The sequence below is a fragment of the Gorillibacterium sp. sgz306347 genome, assembly GCF_059735245.1.
The window spans coordinates 1-18,722 of record NZ_JCAPET010000036.1 but is presented as its reverse complement, the minus strand read 5'-3'; the positions used below and the strand labels follow the sequence as shown (position 1 = coordinate 18,722).

Below are 18,722 nucleotides of genomic sequence, written 5' to 3'. Positions count from 1 at the left end.
TTTGACGGAGAGATAGGCTGGAGCTTCAGGGCATGATTGATTGGAGTTTCACGGAGACGATAGGCTGGAGCTTCAGGGCGCGATCGATTGGGGTTTCAGGAGACGACAGGTTGGATTTTAGTTGGTATATGTTAGGGTTGCCGCTATCCATTCGGGGAGAGGGGGCTTCAAAGCCCGTTTCTCGAGGGATAGTTGGTATTCGTGAGAGTTTCTTTGGGTGCAGGATGTTGGGATCCGACTACGCTCGCCCCTTTGCGGGGCCGCCTTACCGTTAGTTGCTTTTTCCTGATTGGCCTCGTATGAAAATAACGCAAAACCAACTCCTAGTCATCATGGTGTACGGCAGGCAGGATGGTGGTGCAGGAGCTAACGGTTGCCACAGCGGCTATTTGCCCAAAAAAGGGAGGTTTGAAAATGTAACGGTTGCCACAGCGCTTATTTTCGTTTTTTTGCCGATTTTGCCCGGGTTTTTCTCGAATAAGCTCTGTGGCAACCGTTAGCTTTTAAAAGAGTCAGTTTTGGCGTGAATAAGCTCTGTGGCAACCGTTAGCCCTCAGTGCTCTCCCGCACCACTTGCCACCATGAGAAATTGGGGGCTTGCTTTTTTAGGACAGAGAAAAAAATTAAGGGGCGGAGAAAATTAAAGTGTGAAATAAAGGGTGAAAAGGGGTGTGAAAAAGGGGCGAAGAAAAAGACGGCGGCTCAGAAGCGATAGACGCAGCGGGAAGTTTTAGCGAAAGGACGGTCCGGGCGGTAAATACACGTGGCAGCAGCCATTTGTGGGAGTCGTACAAACAAAACGGGAAGGAACGAAATAGCATTCGGGCCGCCGGCCTGGTTTCATTTATGCAATTGGTATCCGAAAGCGGAACGGGGAACGGCCTGCTCGACAGGCTGGGCGATAGCAGGAATGCGGATTGGGAGGGATGCCGATGGACCGGAAAACGCTTATGCGGGAATACGCCCGCGCCTGGGGCCGGATGGAAGCGGACTGCGAGCCGGAACGGATTGCGGCGTGCATTGAAGACGAGACCTATTACCGCCTGCAGGTTCCGCGCCTAACCCGGCTGCGCCGCCAGCGGGAAGAGCGCGGAGTGACGCCTCTGGGCAGCGAAGTCCGGCTTCGCCTGCTTGCGGAACGGCCCGCCTCGCGGGAGCGCGCGCCATACGCGGAAGAGGCGGTTTTGGCAGCCGTCGAGCTCCGCACCCGGCACGAATACCGGCTCGATGGCATTCCGCATTTCGAGGAGCGGGCGGAGCGGGAGACGCTTTTGCTTGCGCGGCGCTCCGGCGGCTGGCGGATTTCCGCCGTGCTCCCGGCGCGCGAAACCGGCGCCGCGGGGCTGCCTTGGCCGCCTGCGCCTGAGCGGGCGGCGGACACGCGCGGATTTCCGCCCTTCGCTCCGGCGGGTTCGCTGCTCCCCTTGGCGGGGACCGGTGCCGTTTGGCCGGCCGCAGCCGGGAGCACCGGCTCGGGGTGGCCCGTCCTGCCGGCCGCAGCGTGGAGCACCGGCTCGGGGTGGCCTGACCAGCCCTCCGCAGCGTGGAGCACCGGCTCGGGGTGGCCCGTCCTGCCGGCCGCGACCGAAACCTCCCGCCCGGAATGGCCCGGCCGGGCGGCCGTCTACGACCGGAAAAGCGCCGTCGCTTACGCGGACCGCTGGTGGGAAAGCGCCAACCCCGCCTATCTTGCATTTGAAGTGGATTGCTCCAATTATGTCTCGCAGTGCATCTTTGCAGGCGGAGCGCCGATGAACTATACTGGAAGCAGAGGCTCCGGCTGGTGGTACCGGGGCATGAGCGGCCGGCGCGAGCTGTGGAGCTACAGCTGGGCCGTGGCCGACAGCCTTCGCCGGCATCTGACGGCCAGCCGGACCGGTCTTCGCGCCGAAGCGGCGGACGGCCCCGACGGGCTGACGGAAGGGGATGTCATCTGTTATTGCTGGGACGGCGACGGCCGGTACGGACACAGCACGATCGTCACGGCGCTTGACGCCAAGGGCATGCCTCTGGTCAATGCGCATACGGTCAGCAGCAAACGCCGCTACTGGGACTACCGCGACTCGCACGCCTGGACCCCTCGGACACAGTACCGTTTTTTTCATTTGACGGACCGCTTTTATTAACCGTCCCCCTTGCCGGAATGCAGCGGACGGCTTCGACCGGCTTCGTTTTCATAGCTTTATGTTCATTATATCCAGACGCTCCGCGGCACGCGTTCAGGCAGCGCCGCCGGAAAACGCGCGATACATATCGGGAGGTTTTCATGACGAATAAAGTTCGGGTTGGTCTTGTATACGGAGGCCGTTCCGGGGAGCACGACGTTTCCCTGCAAACGGCCCTGGCGGTAATAAAAGCGTTTGACCACGAGAGGTACGAAGTTCATCCGTTTTACATTGACCGCAGAGGGGGCTGGCAGGCGGGGGCTGCGCTCCAGGGTCCTGTGGAAACCGTCGCCGAGCTGACCTTCGGCCGGCCGGAAGCTCCGCTTCCGGGCGAAACCGCCGCCGTGGTGCAGGCCGCTTCAGACACGGCGCCGCAAACGCTGCGGCCGGGCCCGGTCGCGTCGCTGTTCGCCGGTGCCGGAGAAGCCGAACGCAAGCTGGACGTGGTCTTCCCGCTCCTGCACGGCACCTTCGGCGAGGACGGCACGATTCAGGGGCTTCTGGAGATGGCCGATATCCCTTATGTCGGAGCAGGCGTTTTGGCTTCGGCGGCCGGCATGGACAAAGTCGTCATGAAGAAGCTGTTTGCCCAGGAGGGCCTGCCGCAGTGCATGTACCGCCATTTTACGCGCAGCCAATGGGAGAAGGATCAGGTTTATTTTCTGATGGAAATTGAAATCGCCCTGGGCTATCCCTGCTTTGTCAAACCGGCCAACCTCGGCTCCAGCGTCGGCATTTCCAAGGCGTCCAACCGGGAAGAGCTTCTCGAAGCCGTCAAGCTGGCTTTTAAATACGACCGCAAAATCATTGTAGAGGAAAACGTGGACGGCCGTGAAATCGAGGTGGCGGTGCTCGGCAACGACGACCCGCAGGCATCCGTTCCGGGAGAAATTGTGTCCTCAAGCGATTTTTATGATTACAAGGCGAAGTATGTGGACGGCAAATCGACGATGGTCATTCCGGCGGAGCTGGACCCGGAAACGGCGGAACGCATCCGCGAGCTTGCGGTGCGGGCCTTCTGCGCCATTGACGGAAGCGGCTTGTCCCGGGTCGATTTTTTCCTCGGCCGCAAGGACGGGCAAATTTACCTGAACGAAATCAATACCATGCCGGGCTTCACCCCGTTCAGCATGTACCCGCTGCTCTGGAAGGAAACGGGCAAGCCGTACGGCAAGCTGCTGGATGAATTGATCCAGCTCGCTCTCGACCGGCACGCGGAGAAGCAAAAGCTGCAATTCACATTTGAAATCGGCGGGTGATTGGAATGGGCTTTGCCACGGAGATCAATTCGATCTGCAAGTTCAAATCGCAGCGGGAGCTGGACGATCTGCTGGAATACGGCGTTTGCAAAATGACCAAAACCGGCTTCCGCATTTTCCCGACCGGCCAGAAGGCCATCGCGTATGCCCCGGACAACCGGGCGGTCGCCATCGTCAAGATCGTCGTTTCGATCGCCGAAATTGATTTTCAGGGAAACGAAGTGACCGGGGTGGAAATGGAGCTCGTCCGGCTGCTGACGGAGCAGGAGGCCGAGGTGCAGACCGTGCTTGCCTACGAGATGTATTTCCGCGATCAGGAGGAAGGGGCCGGAAGCTGAGCCTTTTCCGGGTAGCGCATCAATCCGCGTAAATGCGGCGCGGCGGGACCGCTTCGACGCACCGGCCGGCAGCGATGAAGAGAGCGCTTATTGCATAAAATGCGTGTTGTCCGGGCGGAGAAGGGGCAGACTAACGGGAAAGAATCGGCATTCCCGGGAGGGCTTCCCCATGATTGTACGCTTCGGATATGTCGCCATGTCGGTAGAGGTGGCGAACGCCTCGCCGTCCAAAACGATGACCGCCACCCAGTTCGCCAAAATCCCGGACCGGGCGGCCGCCCTGCGGAAGCTGGAACGGATCGCCGCCGAAAACCTGCACAACACGCTGCGGCTTTTGCGGCACAACCGGGCCCACGACATCCGGGTGTTTCGCTTCTCGTCCCGTCTTGTGCCTCTTGTCACACATCCGGAGACGGAAGGCTGGAATCCGCTGCCCGCGCTGGCGGACAGCTTTCGGGAAGTCGGGGATTACGTCAAGCTGCACGGCATGCGGACGAGCTTTCATCCCGATCACTTCACCGTTCTGACCACTCCCAAAGAGGATGTGCTGCGGAAATCGTTGCAGGACCTGCATCATCAGGCGGGCATGCTTGCGGCCATGGGGCTGGACGAGCGGTCCAAATGCAACATCCATATCGGAGGCACCTACGGCAGCAAAGAGACCGCCCTGGCCCGGTTCCACGAGCGTTTTGCGGCCCTGCCGGACGAGATCAGAAACCGGCTTACGCTGGAGAATGACGACAAAACATACACGGCGCTGGAGACGCTGGAATGCGCCGAGCAAGTCGGCGTCCCGATGGTGCTCGACATCCATCATCACCTGGTTAACCCGGGGGGAGGCGAGCGGGCGGAAGAGCTCTGGCCGAGAATCCGGCGCACCTGGGAACGGGACGGGGCGGCTGCGATCCCGCCCAAGATTCACGCCTCGAGCCCGAAATCGGAGTCCGATATGCGGGCGCATGCCGATTATGTAGATCCCGGTCCGCTGCTGGAGTTTTTCCGCCGGGTAGCGGAAGGCACCCCCCGGCTGGACGTAATGATCGAAGCCAAGCAAAAGGACGGAGCTTTGTTTCGGCTTATGGACGAGCTGACAAAGATGGAGGGCGTCCGGCGCCTGGACGGCGCGTCCGTCGAGGTTTAAGCCGGGCGGGCGGCGGACGGGCCGCGGCATGGCAGCCGGATAGCCGGGGGCCATGCCTTTTCCGTTTTGCGGGTTTGTCAGGAGTAACGATAATTTTTGGCTACTGCTCCGTGGTTTTTCCCGGGGAACTCTTTTATACTAAATGAAACGCAAAACTACCGGAAATGAGTGATCCTTTTGGCAGACCAACCGAACGTGCATTTTTCCCCGAGCGGCAAAAGCTATACGGCCGTCGCCATCAACACGGCGGCGAAGGCGGGAGAATGGATCAAAAGCAAGCTGGGCGCCTTCACCTCGCTTCAGGTAAAGACCTCGCAGCACGACCTGGTGACGGAGATTGACAAAGGGTCGGAAAAGCTGATCAAAAATTTGATCCTGACGCATTTCCCGACGCATTCGTTTTTGGGGGAGGAAGGCGTGGAGCCCGGTCCCCTGGCCTCCGCCAAGGCGCTGGAGGAAGCAAGCTCCGCGGAATACCTGTGGATTGTCGATCCGATCGATGGAACGACCAATTTTGTGCATACGTTTCCCTTTTATTCGGTTTCCATCGCCCTAGCCTATAAAGGACAAGTTATCGTAGGTGTGGTTTATGACCCGTCGCGGGATGAGCTGTTTGTAGCCGAAAAGGGGAAAGGCGCCTATCTTCGCGGGCGGCCGATCCGGGTGGCGGAAGAGAGCACCCTGGCCACGAGCCTGGTTGCCACCGGCTTTCCGACCGACCGCAGTCTGGCCGAAGCCAACATGAGAGGACTTACGGCCATGGTTCCAAAGGTGCGCAATGTCCGCAACGGCGGCTCTGCCGCCCTTCATTTGGCCTATGTCGCGTCGGGACGCCTGAGCGCTTTTTGGGAAGTAAACCTCAATGCCTGGGATCTGGCGGCCGGCGCTCTCCTGGTGCAGGAGGCGGGCGGACGGATCAGCGATACCCGGAACACCGACTATCATCTCGGCGTCCGGCATGTCGCTGCCACAAACGGTCATATTCACGACGAACTGATTTCGGTTCTCCAGGAAGCCGATGCGACCGGCTACTAGGAAAGAAGTCTCTCAAATGCTGAAGATTTGTAAAATTGTGTCGGGCTCTGCCTTGTGCTATTGCTAATTATTGCTTGGGACCTTATACTTGTAATATCGACAAGGACTGTGGTCCTAACAGCAGATAGCGATAAGGGCAAACCCGCCGAAAGACGGGGACGCAAAGCCTCGGGCCTAAAGGAACAGAAACTCCCATGGCAGCCGGGTTGCCGAACAACATGTTGCGAACTTGTTGGGATGACCGGTATCGCTTGATTCGCAGATTTTTTTGGGAGTGAGGCGAGGAAAATGCAGGCAGAGTACATCAACCCGTTTCTAATGTCTTCCTGCACGGTTATCGAATCGTTGATTCAGGTGAAGCCGACGCTGGGAGAATTGAAGATCAAACTCATTGAGATGCAGGACAATCACGTCTGGCTCAAAATCGGCATTGTGGGCGGAATGACCGGGGACATCCTGTTCGGCTTTCCCGAACCGGTTGCGCTGAAGATCGCCTCCGCCATGATGGGCGGTTACGCTCTGACAGAGTTTGACGAAATCAGCCGCAGCGCCATCTCCGAGCTGGGCAACATGATCAGCGGCAATGCAAGCACCCTTTTGTATAACCAGGGCATTGTCGTCGACATTACGCCGCCGTTTTTTATGGAAACCGGCAACTTGCCCGGCAACGGCAAGCTGAAGTCGATGGCGATTCCGCTGAATCTTCAATCCTACGGGCAATTTGATATTTACGTGGTCGCGGTTTAACCGCCCGGCAGCCCGTAATCCGTAACCCGGCATCCCTCTCCCGCAGGCGGAGAGGATTTTTTTTGCCCGGAGCAAATGGGCCATTCGCGAAAAGGAATGGCTACGCCCCGAGTAAAAAGGAATCGTAACCTGCATCAGGGGCGTAAAGAGTGCGTTCCGCATGCAGGGGCGCATTGTCTGAGCGGATCGCAGGAGTGCGAGGGAAGTACACAGCCGCTACGGAAAACAAAAAAACCGGCATCCTGCCCAATAAGGGCGGAATGCCGGTTTTGCTGTTTCCGGAATCGGCTTAGCCGAGGACGACTTCCACCTGATGGGTGCCGCCATCGCCGATAACCGGCAGGATGTTGCCTTCGATTTCCTTGCCGTCTACCGTTACCTTGGCCACGCCTTTTTGGACATGGTTCGGGTTCGACACTTTGATTTCAAACGTGTCGCCGCGGAAGACGCGGGTAATCGTGTAACCGTCCCATGCCTGCGGAATGCAGGGGTCTACCATCAGCCCGTCAAACTCCGGCTTGATGCCGAGAATCGCCTGGGTAATGGCGACGAAGTTCCAGGAGGCCGTGCCGGTCAGCCAGGAGTTCTTGGCTTCGCCGTGGCGAACCGCGTCGCGTCCGGCGATCATTTGCGAGTAGACGTACGGCTCCATGCGGTGCAGGTCGCTGATCTCTTCGCGGTATGCCGGTGCAATCTTGCTGTACACCTCGAACGCGCGGTCGCCGCGGCCGACAACCGTTTCCGCGATCATGATCCACGGGTTGTTGTGGCAGAAAATCCCGGCGTTTTCTTTGTAGCCCGGGGGATAGGAAGAGATTTCGCCCAGGTTGATGTAGTACTTGGAATAAGGCGGCTGCTGCAGCACGATGCCGTGCTTGGTTTCGAGCTTCTCGACGACGGAATCGAGGGCTTTTACGGCGTCGCCCGTTTCCACCCCGATGCCGGCCATGACGCACATGCCTTGCGGCTCAATGAAGATTTGACCTTCTTCGCATTCCTTCGAACCGATCTTGTCGCCGAAGTGGTCGTAGGCGCGGAGGAACCAGTCTCCGTCGAAGCCGTGCTTCATGGTCGTTTCTTTCATGCCGTTGATGAGGGCTTCCGCTTCGGCGGCGTCCTTATCCAGGCCGCGGCGGCGGCAGAGCTCGATATAGTCGGGGCCTACGAACACGAACAGGCCGGCGATGAACACGGATTCCGCCACTTTGCCTTCAATGTTCTCCGTCGTCTGGAACGATTCGCCCGGCGTGTTGGAGAAGCAGTTCAGGTTCAGGCAGTCGTTCCAGTCGGCGCGGCCGATCAGCGGCAGCCCGTGCGGCCCGAGGTTGTTCGGCACGTGGTAGAAGGAGCGCTTCAGGTGCTCGAACAGGGTAGCGGTGTTGTCCGGGTCGTTGTCGAACGGAACTTGCTCGTCCAGGATGCTGAAGTCGCCGGTTTCCTTCACGTAAGCGGCGGTTCCGCTGATCAGCCACAACGGGTCATCGTTAAAGCCGATGCCGACTTCGGTGTTGCCGCGTTTCGTGAGCGGCTGGTATTGGTGATACGCGCTGCCGTCCTCGAATTGGGTGGCGGCGATATCGAGAATCCGCTCGCGGGCCCGTTCCGGAATCTGGTGAACGAAGCCGAGCAGGTCCTGGTTGGAATCGCGGAAGCCCATGCCGCGGCCGATGCCGGATTCGAAATAGGAGGCGGAGCGGGACATGTTGAACGTAACCATGCATTGATACGGATTCCAGATGTTGACCATCCGGTTCAGCTTTTCGTCGCCGCTTTGGATCATGTATTTCGAGAGCAGGTTGTTCCAGTAGGAAGCGAGCTCGGCCAGGGCGGCGTCCACGTCTTCGTCCTTCGCGAACCGGGCGATCATGGCTTCCGCGCGGGTCTTGTTGATGACGCCGAGGGATTCCCATTTCTCTTCCTGCGGGTTTTCAACATAGCCGAGAATGAAGATGAAGGTTTTCTCTTCGCCGGGCGCGAGGGAGATGTCCAGGCTGTGCGAGCCGACCGGATACCAGCCGCTGGCGACGGAATTGGACGATTTGCCGGCGGCCACCGCTTGCGGGTTATCCAGGCCGTTGTAAGCGCCGAGGAACGTGTCGCGGTCGGTGTCAAAGCCGGTTACCGGCGCGTTTACGGAATAGAACGCAAAATGGTCGCGGCGCTCGCGGTACTCGGTTTTGTGGTAGATGACCGAATCCTTCACTTCCACCTCGCCGGTGCTCAGGTTGCGCTGGAAGTTGGTCATGTCGTCGTAAGCGTTCCAGAGGCAGAACTCGGCAAACGAGAAAAGGGTAACCTTCTTGTCCGCATTCGATGTATTGCTGACGGTCAGCTTGTGGACTTCGCCGTTGTAGCCGAGCGGCACGAAAGCGAGCTGGTTGACTCGGATTCCGTTGCGTTCGCCGGTGATCGAGGTATAGCCGAGACCGTGGCGGCATTCATAGAAGCTGAGCTCCTTCTTGACCGGCATCCAGCCCGGCGTCCAGAAGTCCCCTTGGTCATGCAGGTAATAGTAGCGGCCGCCGTTGTCCAGCGGGATGTTGTTGTAGCGGTAGCGCGTCAGACGGCGCAGGCGGGCGTCGCGGTAAAAGCTGTAGCCGCCGGCGGTGTTGGAAATGAGCCCGAAGAAGTTTTCATTCCCCAAATAGTTGATCCAAGGATGCGGGGTTTGCGGCGTGTTGATGACGTATTCCTTCCGTGCGTCGTCAAAAAATCCGAATTTCAACAAACACAACTCCTCTCATGATAGAAAGCTGGGGGGTGGAGCGTTTATAAACGCGCGTTCACGACGCGCGCGGGATGAACCCCTTGCGGGGGCATCTTCGGCGGAGCGCCCGGCCGGCAAGCTATCGGGCGGCCGGCGGACAGCAGGAATCCCGCACCACCAGGCTGGTGGGGAAGCTGGAGTAGCTGAAGGAAGCGTTTTCTTTGCTGCACATCGCAATGACCGTTTCGGCGGCAGCGCGCGACATTTCGTATATTGGCAGACGCACGGACGTGAGGGCCGGGGTCAGCCGGGAAGCGATCGCGGAATCGTCGAAGCCGACGACCGAAACATCTTCCGGGACGCGCAGCCCGCGCTCCCGCAGCGCTTCGATGGCGCCGATCGCCATTTCGTCGTTGGCGGCAAAAAAAGCGGTCGGCGGCGGTCCTTCGTCCAACAGCCGCAGCGTTTCGCGGAAAGCGGTCTGGCGCAGGAAATCGCCTTCGACAATATGCCGTTCCTCCGCCGGAAGTCCGTGCTCTTCCAGCGTGGAGCGGTAGGCCAGGTAACGCTCGCGGCCGGAATACGTGCTGAGCCGCCCGCTGATGAAGCCGATGCGGCGGTGGCCGAGTCCGATCAGATAGCGGACGGCCTCGACGCTGCCGGCGTAGTCCTTCGAATTGACGACCGACACGGTGTTGCTGTCCAGCCGGTGCTGCGTAAGCTCGGCCGGATCGAAGTCTGTCAGCACGAGCGGGTTTCCAAGCTGCACGATGCTGCGGATTTCCTCGATGTTCTTCTGGGTTCCGACAATGACCCCGCCGTCAATCCGCTTTTGCAGAAACGCCTGGCGGATCTTCTGATAGTCTCCGGTCGAGTAGACGGTGTGGATCAGGACGTAGTAGCCCATGGCGTTCACCGTATCCACGAGCGCATCGACGAACGGAGCGAAATAATCGTTTTGGTAAATGCGGTTGGCGGGCGCTTTCTCCGCCGTGCTCACCACGAACAGCCCGATGGTTTCGCTGCCCTTGCCCGCAAGCACGCGGGCGGAGGTGTTCGGTTCGTAATGATATTCTTCGATGACCTTCATTACCTTGCGGCGCGTCTCTTCCGGCACGTTCCGGTAATTATTGATCACCCGGGAAACCGTGCTTCGGGAAACGCCCGCGAGTTTGGCAATATCTTCGCTGCGCATGGCACCCTCCCCGTTTTGATAAACGCGCGTTCACAATCATTTTAGTGCAGACTTCCAAAAAAAACAATCTTTTTCTGATGGAAGCCCGCCTCCGGCAGATGTCTGCTCAAAGGCGGCACGAAAAGAAAGCGGAAAGGGAGCCAGCCGACTTTTTCCGGTAAGGCGTGCGCACCCTTTTGTTCACTCGATCGACAAAAAAGAAGTCGGGATTGGCTATAGAGAGCCATGAAAACTAGCGGTAAAATGGATAAAAATACAAGAATTTCTTTCATTCGGAAGAGAAAAAGAGAGGAGCCTTGCTCGAAAAAGGTAGAGAAGGAGGTCGGCTTTTGCGGCGCTCCGGCAGGAGCCGGAAGGAGAAACAACCGAAACCGGCGGCAATCGGCAGAGGAGGTGGGGCGGTAACGTTGCCTATTGAAGCGGACAAGCGTCCGCGGGCGTGAGACAGGAACGTTTTGCAAGCGGTTACTTTACCCCGAAAATGGAGGAGTGAACAATGAAACGGTTGCTCCGGCAAGCCGCGGTGCTTGCCCTTGCGTTCGCGCTCGTTTTGGTTTCGTTCTCGCTCGGACGGCCCGCGCCGGCCAAAGCCGCCGCGTCGCCTTTTGTGGATACCGACGGCACCCGCTTTGTGCTGAACGGCAAAGATTTTTACTTCGCCGGCACGAACAACTATTACTTTCATTACAAGTCGCAAAAGATGGTGGACGATGTGTTTGCGGACATGGCCGCCATGGATTTGAAGGTCATCCGCATTTGGGGCTTTCTGGACGGAGCGTCCGCCGACGGCAGCGTCATTCAGCCGTCTCCCGGCGTTTACGACGAGAGCGGCCTCAAAAAGCTGGATTACGCCATTTACAAGGCCGGCGAGACCGGCGTGAAGCTTGTTCTGCCGCTCGTGAACAACTGGGACGACTTCGGCGGAATGAACCAGTACGTCAAGTGGTTCTCGGCCGGATCGCACGACGCGTTTTACACCAATCCGTCTATCAAGCAGGCTTACAAAAACTACGTGAGCCATTTGCTGAACCGGGTGAACACCTATACCGGGGTCAGATACAAGGACGATCCGGCCATCATGACCTGGGAGCTGGCCAACGAGCCGCGCAGCCAATCCGACAAAACGGGCAACACGCTGGTCGCCTGGGCGGATGAAATGAGCACCTTCATCAAATCGATCGACTCCAACCACCTGGTGGCGGTCGGGGACGAAGGATTCTACAACATTCCGGGCCATTCCGACTGGAACTACAGCGGAGGCGAAGGCGTCGACTGGATGAGGCTGACGGCTCTTCCGAACATCGACTACGGGACCTTCCATCTGTACCCGGACCATTGGAACCGGACAGCGGACTGGGGAACCCAGTGGATCAAGGACCACATCCGCGACGGCAAAACGCTCGGCAAGCCGGTCGTGCTGGAAGAATACGGCTTCCGCGAAAGCGGCACCCGCAACCAGGTCTACCAAACCTGGCTCCGTACCATTGAGGAGGAAGGCGGCGCGGGCAGCCAGTTCTGGATTCTGACCGGGATTCAGGACGACGGCAGCCTGTACCCGGATTATGACGGCTTCCGCATCGTCTATCCGAGCGCGGCGGCCGATGTCATTATCGCCCACGCCCAGGCGATGAACGCCAAATCGGGCCCTCCGGCGGTTCCCGCCGCTCCTGCGGGGGTCGTGGCATCCGCAGGCAGCGGCACGGCGGCGCTTTCCTGGAACGCGTCGGCCGGCGCAGCGGGCTACAAGGTGAAGCGGGCGGCAGTGAGCGGCGGCCCGTTCACGACGGTCGCCACGGTGACGAACGGCCGGACTTATACGGATACCGGCCTGACCAACGGCACGACGTATTATTACGTCGTCAGCGCCTTCAACAGCGCCGGTGAATCTCCCGATTCCGCCCCGGTCGGCGTGCTTCCGCAGCTGTCCGTGCCGGGCGGTCTCACGCTGTCGGCGTCGCCCGGAAACGCCAAGGTTTCGCTCTCCTGGACGGCTTCGGCGGGTGCGGCGAGCTACACCGTGCAGCGCTCGGCGGCAGGCGGAGCTTACACCGCGGTGGCCAGCGGGTTGACGGCTCTTGCCTACACGGACGCCACGGCGGCGAACGGCACGGCCTACTCCTACCGGGTGCTTGCCGTCAACGCCGCGGGCTCGACGGCATCGAACGCCGTTTCCGTTACGCCGGGCACGGTGAGCTCCCTGAAGCTGGAGTACCGCGCGGCGGATACCACCGCGGCGGATAACCAGATCAAGCCGCATTTCAATATCCGCAACACGGGCACGGCTCCGGTCGACCTGTCCACGCTGAAAATCCGGTATTACTTCACGAAGGACGGCAGCGCCGGAGTCAACGCCTTCATTGACTGGGCGGCTGTCGGCAACGCAAACGTAACGGCGCTGACCGGAAGCGCGTCGGGCACGAACGCAGACACGTATCTGGAGCTCGGCTTTGCCGCGGGCACGCTCGCACCGGGGACGCAAACCGGGGATATCCAGGTGCGTCTGGCAAAAGCCGACTGGACGAACTTTAACGAAGCGAACGACTATTCGTTCGATCCGACCAAAACGGCTTACGCCGAATGGAATCGTGTCACCTTGTATCAAAACGGCCTTCTGGTCTCCGGAATCGCGCCCTGACGGGCCGCTCGTTCGGAAGTAACGGCCGGAAAGGAAACGATTCGCACGAGGGAGGCTGTTGGAGCGAAAGCTCAAAACGGCCTCTCCTTAACCAATTTGGAGGGATGACGATCATGAGGAGAAACTGGAAAAGCAAGACCGCCACGGCGGCTTTGGCGGCGGGGCTTGCGCTGACGGGCGTTTCGTCCGCCTACGGCGCGCCCCAGGCCCAGGCGGCGCCCGCCTATAATTATGCCGAGGCGCTGCAAAAATCGATGTATTTCTACGAAGCGCAGCGCGCCGGGGAATTGCCGGCCGGCAACCGGGTGAGCTGGCGGGGGGACGCGGCGCTTCAGGACGGCGCCGATGCCGGGCTCGATCTGACGGGCGGCTGGTTCGACGCGGGAGACCACGTCAAATTCAACTTCCCCATGGCCGCCAGCACCACGCTTCTGGCCTGGGGCGGCATTGAATACGGTAACGCCTACAAGTCCACCGGGCAATTTGACGAGCTGCTGGGCAATATCAAATGGGTGACCGACTACCTGATCAAAAGCCATCCCGAGCCGAATGTGCTGTACGCGCAGGTCGGCGACGGAGGGGCGGACCATGCGTATTGGGGACCGGCCGAAACGATGACGATGGCGCGCCCGTCCTTCAAGCTGGACGCCGCTCACCCCGGCTCCGACCTGGCGGGCGAAACGGCGGCGGCGCTGGCGGCTTCCTCGATTTTGTTCCAGGAGAGCGATCCGGCCTATTCCGCCGTTTTGCTGACCCATGCGAAGCAGCTGTTCACCTTTGCCGACACCTACCGGGGGAAATATTCCGACTCGGTTAAAGCGGCGCAAGGGTATTACACATCCTTCAGCGGTTACTACGACGAGCTGGCTTGGGCGGGCGCCTGGCTTTACAAGGCAACCGGACAGGCTTCCTATTTGACGTATGCGGAGGACATGACGAAGAACTGGGCGAAGGAAAACTACGGCAACAGCCCGTATTGGGAATACAAATGGGGCCTTGCCTGGGACGACAAGCACTATGCCGCCCAGGTGCTGCTCGCCAAGCTGACCGGCAAAGAGGTGTACAAGCAAAACACCGAGCGCAGCCTCGATTACTGGACCACGGGCATCGCCGAAACGGGCGAGCGCATCAAGTATACGCCGGGCGGTCTGGCCTGGCTTGACCAATGGGGCTCTCTCCGGTACGCGGCAAACGCTTCCTTCCTGGCGTTTGTTTATTCGGACTGGCTGGCCGCCTCCAATCCGGCCAAGGCAAAAACCTATCAGGATTTCGCCATCCGGCAGATCAATTACGCCCTGGGCGACAACCCTGCGAAGCGAAGCTACGTGGTGGGCTTCGGCAGCAACCCGCCGATCAATCCCCATCACCGCAACGCGCACGGCTCGGTCATCGGAAGCATCCAGGACCCTGCCGACAACCGGCACATCCTGTACGGGGCGCTTGTGGGCGGACCCGGCTCCGACGACAGCTACACCGACGACCGCAGCAACTACTTCAACAATGAGGTGGCGACGGACTACAATTCCGGCTTCAGCGGCTCTCTGGCGAAAATGATCCAGCTCTACGGCGGCACGCCGCTCGCTTCCATTCCGGGCGAGACGGGGGCTATCGGCGACCAGTTCTTCGTGGAGGCGTCCGCCGCTTCCTACACGCCGAACATGACGGCGGTCACGGCTTACCTCAACAACCGGTCCTCGTATCCGCCTCGCGCCAGCAGCGGCCTGTCGTTCCGCTACTTCGTGGATCTCGGCGAGCTGCTCGAAGCGGGCTATTCCGCCAGTGACGTCACGGTCAAAATGGACAACGCGGCCGGCGGCAAGGTTTCGGGTCTTCAGCTTTGGAAAGGAACGGTGTACTACGTCACGGTCGATTTCACCGGAACGAGCATTTATCCGGGGGACATCAACAAATACCGGAAGCAGGCCAACTTCTCGCTGAATGCGCCTTACGGAGCGCCCTGGAACCCGGCAAACGACTGGTCCTATCCGGGGGCGGGGGCGAGCCAGACGAAAAACGCCAAGATTCCCGTATACGAAAATGGCATTCTGCTGGCCGGCCAGGAGCCTGCGGGCGGCGGCGAACCGACGGTTCCGGCCGCTCCGGCCGCGCTTGCCGCGACAGCCGGAAGCGGCACGGCTTCGCTGTCCTGGACGGCGTCGGCAGGCGCTGCTTCCTATAAGGTCAAACGCGCGCTGACAAGCGGCGGCCCTTACACGGCCATCGCCACCGTGACGAACGGGACCGCTTATACGGACACCGGATTGACCAACGGCACGAGGTACTACTATGTCGTCAGCGCCGTGAACAGCGCCGGCGAATCGCCCGACTCGCCGCAGGCAAGCGCTTTGCCGGAGGCGGTCTCCACCGTTCCGGGCCCCTTTACGCTTAGCGGCTCGGCTGGGAATGCTTCGGTCGCACTGTCCTGGACCGCTTCCTCGGGCGCTGCAAGCTATACGGTTGAACGCGCTGCGGAGGGCGGAGCCTTCGCGGTTCTGGCCAGCGGCTTGACGGGACGAACCTACAATGACGTCGCCGTGGCGAATGGAACCGCCTACTCCTACCGCATTACGGCTGTTAACGAAGCGGGCGCGACCTCTTCGAATGGCGTGACCCTGACGCCGCAGGCTCCCCCGGCGGGCGGCAGCCTCGTTCTGGAATATAAGGCGGGAGACATCAATGCGACGGACAATCAGATCAAACCGCAGCTCAACTTGAAAAATACCGGTACCGCGCCGGTCGATCTGACCAAGGTGAAAATCCGCTATTACTTTACCAAGGACGGCAGCCAGTCCGTCAACGCTTTCCTGGACTGGGCGGCCATCGGCAGCAGCGTCGTGACGACTGCTTTCGGCAGCGTGACAGCCGGAAAAGCCGACACGTACCTGGAAGTCGGCTTCGCTTCGGGAACGCTGGCGCCGGGAGCGCAAACCGGCGACATCCAGCTCCGGCTGGCAAAGGCGGACTGGTCGAGCTTTAACGAAGCGAACGACTATTCGTTCGATCCGACCAAAACCGCGTATGCCGCCTGGGATCATGTGACGGTTTACCAGGCCGGAACGCTGGTGTTCGGCGTAGAGCCGCAGTAAGCTTTCATCGGCGCTTGGTCGCCGCAGCAAACGGTCCGTCTGCTTCCGGGGTTTAGGGAAGCAGGCGGACCGTTTTGCGTTGGGGTTCGTGGAGGCAGCGGGCCGTTTGCTTTCGAAGTTCGTGAAGGCAGCGGGCCGTTATGCGTCTGTGCGGGGAGGGGCACGGGAAAGGTGGACGTGCCGCGGTTTGTGCTATAATGAGCGAAAACAGCCGCAAAGGGGTCTTCCTGCTTGAAGGTAAGAACAATCGCTCTGGTCTTTCTTTTTCTGCTGGTCTATGGTGGATTGAACGGCTATATCGGATGGAACGGCCTTGTTTTTCTGGACTATCTCGGCGTGGCGGTCTATCCGGCTGTGTACTGGTCGGTCCTCGCCGTTCTTGCCCTTTCGTATCTGATCGGACGTTCGCCTGTTCTGCAAGGACGGGTTACCCGTTTTCTGAAGGTGATCGGGTCGTATTATTTTGCCGTGCTGGAGTATGCCATCCTGCTCCTGCCCCTGGCGAACCTGATTTCCTGGGGACTGCGGAGCGCGGGAGCGGCGGAGAGCGTGTCCGTCGGCGTTGTCGGCTGGTGCGTGCTCGGTCTTTTGGCGGCGGTTCTTGTCTGGGGTTCGTTTAACGCCTGGTCGCCCGTTGTCCGCACCTACGAGCTCGACATTGAAAAGGACGCCGGGGAGCGGAAAGAGCTCCGCATCGCTATGGCCTCCGACATTCATCTCGGCAATATCGTGGGCAAGCGCCACCTTGGCAAAATGATCGAGCGCATCACCGCACTTTCCCCGGATCTGGTTCTGCTGCCCGGTGATGTGATCGACGACGATATCGAACCTTTTTTACGCAACCGCATGTCCGACGTCATGCAGAACCTTCGGGCGGAGCTCGGCGTTTATGCGGTGCTGGGCAACCACGAATATTACGGGGGGCACATCGAGGAATATGTCCGGCAGATGGAGCGCATCGGCATCAAGGTGCTGCGGGACGAGACGGCGGTTGCCGGAGGAATGATTCAGATCGCCGGGCGGAAGGACAAAACGGCCGAAAGCGCCGAGCCCGGGGGCCGGCTTCCCGTTCAGGAGCTGCTGGCTCCGCTCGACAAAAGCCGGCCGATTGTGCTGATGGACCATCAGCCGTACGCTTTCGGCCTGGCCGCGGAAGCAGGCGCGGATGTGCTGCTGTGCGGCCATACCCATCGCGGGCAATTCGCGCCCAATCACTGGATAACCGGCCGCTTGTTCGAGCTGGACTGGGGATACCTGCAGAAAGGAAAGCTGCACGTCGTCGTATCGTCCGGCTACGGCACTTGGGGCCCGCCGATCCGGCTCGCCAGCCGCTCGGAGATCATTCAGCTGAACGTCCGGTTTCGGCCGTCGGCGACGATCTAAAAGCTGCTGTACCGGAGGGGGCGGCTGAAATTAGGAAGGCCCTTCGGCGGAAATAATAGAACCGGCCAAGTTCGCTATGGCTTCGGATTTGTCTTCATGTTGCCGCTACACCGATAATAAAGCGAGCTACAATTTTTCGTATCTGTTGTATCCGTGCCTGGGCATGACGGCTACACGGATAAGGCAGCGGGCGGGCTACAATTTTTCGTATCTGTAATGTCCACGCCGTGGCGGGGCGGGCTACAATTTACCGTATCTGTAACGTTCACGCCATGCGTGGCGGGCTAACGGTTGCCACAGCGGCTATTTGGCCCGAAAAGAGGAGTTTAGAATTGTAACGGTTGCCACAGCGCTTATTTTGGCTTTTTTACTTGTTTAGGCCCGATTTTTTCGAAATAAGCCCTGTGGCAACCGTTAGCGAAAAAATCTAACGGTTTTGGCGTGAATAAGCTCTGTGGCAACCGTTAGAACTCCGAGGCGTGCAGTTTACCGTTGGTTTGCAGGTTGGGGGAGCTTTCTTTTTGTATCGGCTCAGCAACCGGATTTTTTCGTGCTTCCTCCTTTTAGTAATTTTTTGGCACTAGGCTCGGGCCTCCCGACTCAGTATTTTATAAAACTCGCTGCACATTCGAGATGATGCGGTATGCGGTATGCTGATCGGACTTGCGGTACGTCAAGAATCTAGGGGTTGCCTGACTTCTTTAATACCTCTGCCCGATCGAACGTCCTGTCGGGCTTCCCAAGTCTTTTGGCGGCGGGAGCTCTTTATCTTCCCAATGTCTCCTTCAGGCATTTGAAATCTTCCAGTCGCAGGTGGAAGGGGCCGGCACGTTCATCGTCAAGACCATGCTTCCTGTTCATGCAAAATTAACGATGCGTTATAAACGCGCCTCTTTTTCTTGGCTTTAAGCCAAGGAGAAGGGGCGTTTTTTCATGGTTTCAAGCAGCGTGCGAAAAGGTTTTAAGGAGCGCCCGGAAAAGCGCCCGAAAAGCGCCCGGAAAAGCGCCCGGAAAAGCGCCCGGAAAAGCGC

The 18,722-nt window shown here is 59.5% G+C and carries 11 protein-coding genes, 1 pseudogene and 1 riboswitch; of the genes and pseudogenes, 10 read left to right on the top strand and 2 right to left on the bottom strand.

All coding sequences use genetic code 11. From position 1 onward, the window contains the following. The first annotated feature begins 932 nt into the window (after positions 1-932). From AC6I6H_RS17085 to AC6I6H_RS17060, 6 genes are all read left to right on the top strand, one after another. Positions 933-2,126 carry an amidase domain-containing protein gene (locus AC6I6H_RS17085; RefSeq protein ID WP_497955191.1) on the top strand — a complete coding sequence of 398 codons (1,194 nt, stop codon included), beginning with the start codon at positions 933-935 and terminating at the stop codon, positions 2,124-2,126. A 140-nt stretch (positions 2,127-2,266) separates the two neighbouring features. Then, entirely contained in the window at positions 2,267-3,424 is a 1,158-nt protein-coding gene (locus AC6I6H_RS17080; protein ID WP_497955190.1) for a D-alanine--D-alanine ligase, read from the top strand. A 5-nt stretch (positions 3,425-3,429) separates the two neighbouring features. Next, complete coding sequence (locus tag AC6I6H_RS17075; protein WP_497955189.1) at positions 3,430-3,762, top strand: hypothetical protein; 333 nt, start codon at positions 3,430-3,432, stop codon at positions 3,760-3,762. A gap of 169 nt (positions 3,763-3,931) precedes the next feature. Next, entirely contained in the window at positions 3,932-4,903 is a 972-nt protein-coding gene (uvsE, locus tag AC6I6H_RS17070) for a UV DNA damage repair endonuclease UvsE (protein WP_497955188.1), read from the top strand. Between the two features lie 177 nt (positions 4,904-5,080). Further along, positions 5,081-5,938: an inositol monophosphatase family protein gene (locus tag AC6I6H_RS17065; RefSeq protein ID WP_497955187.1), complete on the top strand. Its 858-nt coding sequence runs from the start codon at positions 5,081-5,083 to the stop codon at positions 5,936-5,938. Between the two features lie 125 nt (positions 5,939-6,063). After that, positions 6,064-6,152: riboswitch (cyclic di-GMP riboswitch) on the top strand. A 74-nt stretch (positions 6,153-6,226) separates the two neighbouring features. Beyond that, positions 6,227-6,685 carry a chemotaxis protein CheX gene (locus AC6I6H_RS17060; protein WP_497955186.1) on the top strand — a complete coding sequence of 153 codons (459 nt, stop codon included), beginning with the start codon at positions 6,227-6,229 and terminating at the stop codon, positions 6,683-6,685. 289 nt (positions 6,686-6,974) lie between these two features. Here the strand turns inward: AC6I6H_RS17060 and AC6I6H_RS17055 are convergent, their stop codons facing one another. Both AC6I6H_RS17055 and AC6I6H_RS17050 read right to left on the bottom strand, forming a co-directional pair. After that, on the bottom strand, positions 6,975-9,410 hold the full coding sequence (locus tag AC6I6H_RS17055; protein ID WP_497955185.1) for a glycoside hydrolase family 94 protein: 2,436 nt from the start codon (positions 9,408-9,410) through the stop codon (positions 6,975-6,977). A gap of 121 nt (positions 9,411-9,531) precedes the next feature. Continuing rightward, positions 9,532-10,587 carry a LacI family DNA-binding transcriptional regulator gene (locus AC6I6H_RS17050; protein WP_497955183.1) on the bottom strand — a complete coding sequence of 352 codons (1,056 nt, stop codon included), beginning with the start codon at positions 10,585-10,587 and terminating at the stop codon, positions 9,532-9,534. A gap of 496 nt (positions 10,588-11,083) precedes the next feature. Here AC6I6H_RS17050 and AC6I6H_RS17045 point away from each other — a divergent pair. From AC6I6H_RS17045 to AC6I6H_RS17030, 4 genes and pseudogenes are all read left to right on the top strand, one after another. Beyond that, positions 11,084-12,229, top strand: a pseudogene (locus tag AC6I6H_RS17045) (glycoside hydrolase 5 family protein); the annotation flags it as partial. Continuing rightward, the gene (locus AC6I6H_RS17040; protein ID WP_497955219.1) at positions 12,215-13,222 is read left to right on the top strand and encodes a cellulose binding domain-containing protein; all 1,008 of its coding nucleotides are present in this window, start codon (positions 12,215-12,217) and stop codon (positions 13,220-13,222) included. The pseudogene AC6I6H_RS17045 and the gene AC6I6H_RS17040, both read left to right, overlap by 15 nt. Before the next feature lie 113 nt (positions 13,223-13,335). Next, a complete protein-coding gene (locus tag AC6I6H_RS17035) occupies positions 13,336-16,308 on the top strand; it encodes a glycoside hydrolase family 9 protein (RefSeq protein ID WP_497955182.1) in 2,973 nt (990 codons plus the stop codon). Positions 16,309-16,539: 231 nt separating this feature from the next. Beyond that, positions 16,540-17,691: a metallophosphoesterase gene (locus AC6I6H_RS17030; RefSeq protein WP_497955181.1), complete on the top strand. Its 1,152-nt coding sequence runs from the start codon at positions 16,540-16,542 to the stop codon at positions 17,689-17,691. Positions 17,692-18,722: the final 1,031 nt, after the last annotated feature.

Bases quoted from the DNA above. Each gene is read 5' to 3' on its own strand.
- AC6I6H_RS17075 (WP_497955189.1), top strand. From the start codon at position 3,430: ATGGGCTTTGCCACGGAGATCAATTCGATCTGCAAGTTCAAATCGCAG.
- AC6I6H_RS17050 (WP_497955183.1), bottom strand. From the start codon at position 10,587: ATGCGCAGCGAAGATATTGCCAAACTCGCGGGCGTTTCCCGAAGCACG.
- AC6I6H_RS17060 (WP_497955186.1), top strand. From the start codon at position 6,227: ATGCAGGCAGAGTACATCAACCCGTTTCTAATGTCTTCCTGCACGGTT.
- AC6I6H_RS17035 (WP_497955182.1), top strand. From the start codon at position 13,336: ATGAGGAGAAACTGGAAAAGCAAGACCGCCACGGCGGCTTTGGCGGCG.
- AC6I6H_RS17040 (WP_497955219.1), top strand. From the start codon at position 12,215: ATGAACGCCAAATCGGGCCCTCCGGCGGTTCCCGCCGCTCCTGCGGGG.
- AC6I6H_RS17085 (WP_497955191.1), top strand. From the start codon at position 933: ATGGACCGGAAAACGCTTATGCGGGAATACGCCCGCGCCTGGGGCCGG.
- AC6I6H_RS17080 (WP_497955190.1), top strand. From the start codon at position 2,267: ATGACGAATAAAGTTCGGGTTGGTCTTGTATACGGAGGCCGTTCCGGG.
- uvsE (WP_497955188.1), top strand. From the start codon at position 3,932: ATGATTGTACGCTTCGGATATGTCGCCATGTCGGTAGAGGTGGCGAAC.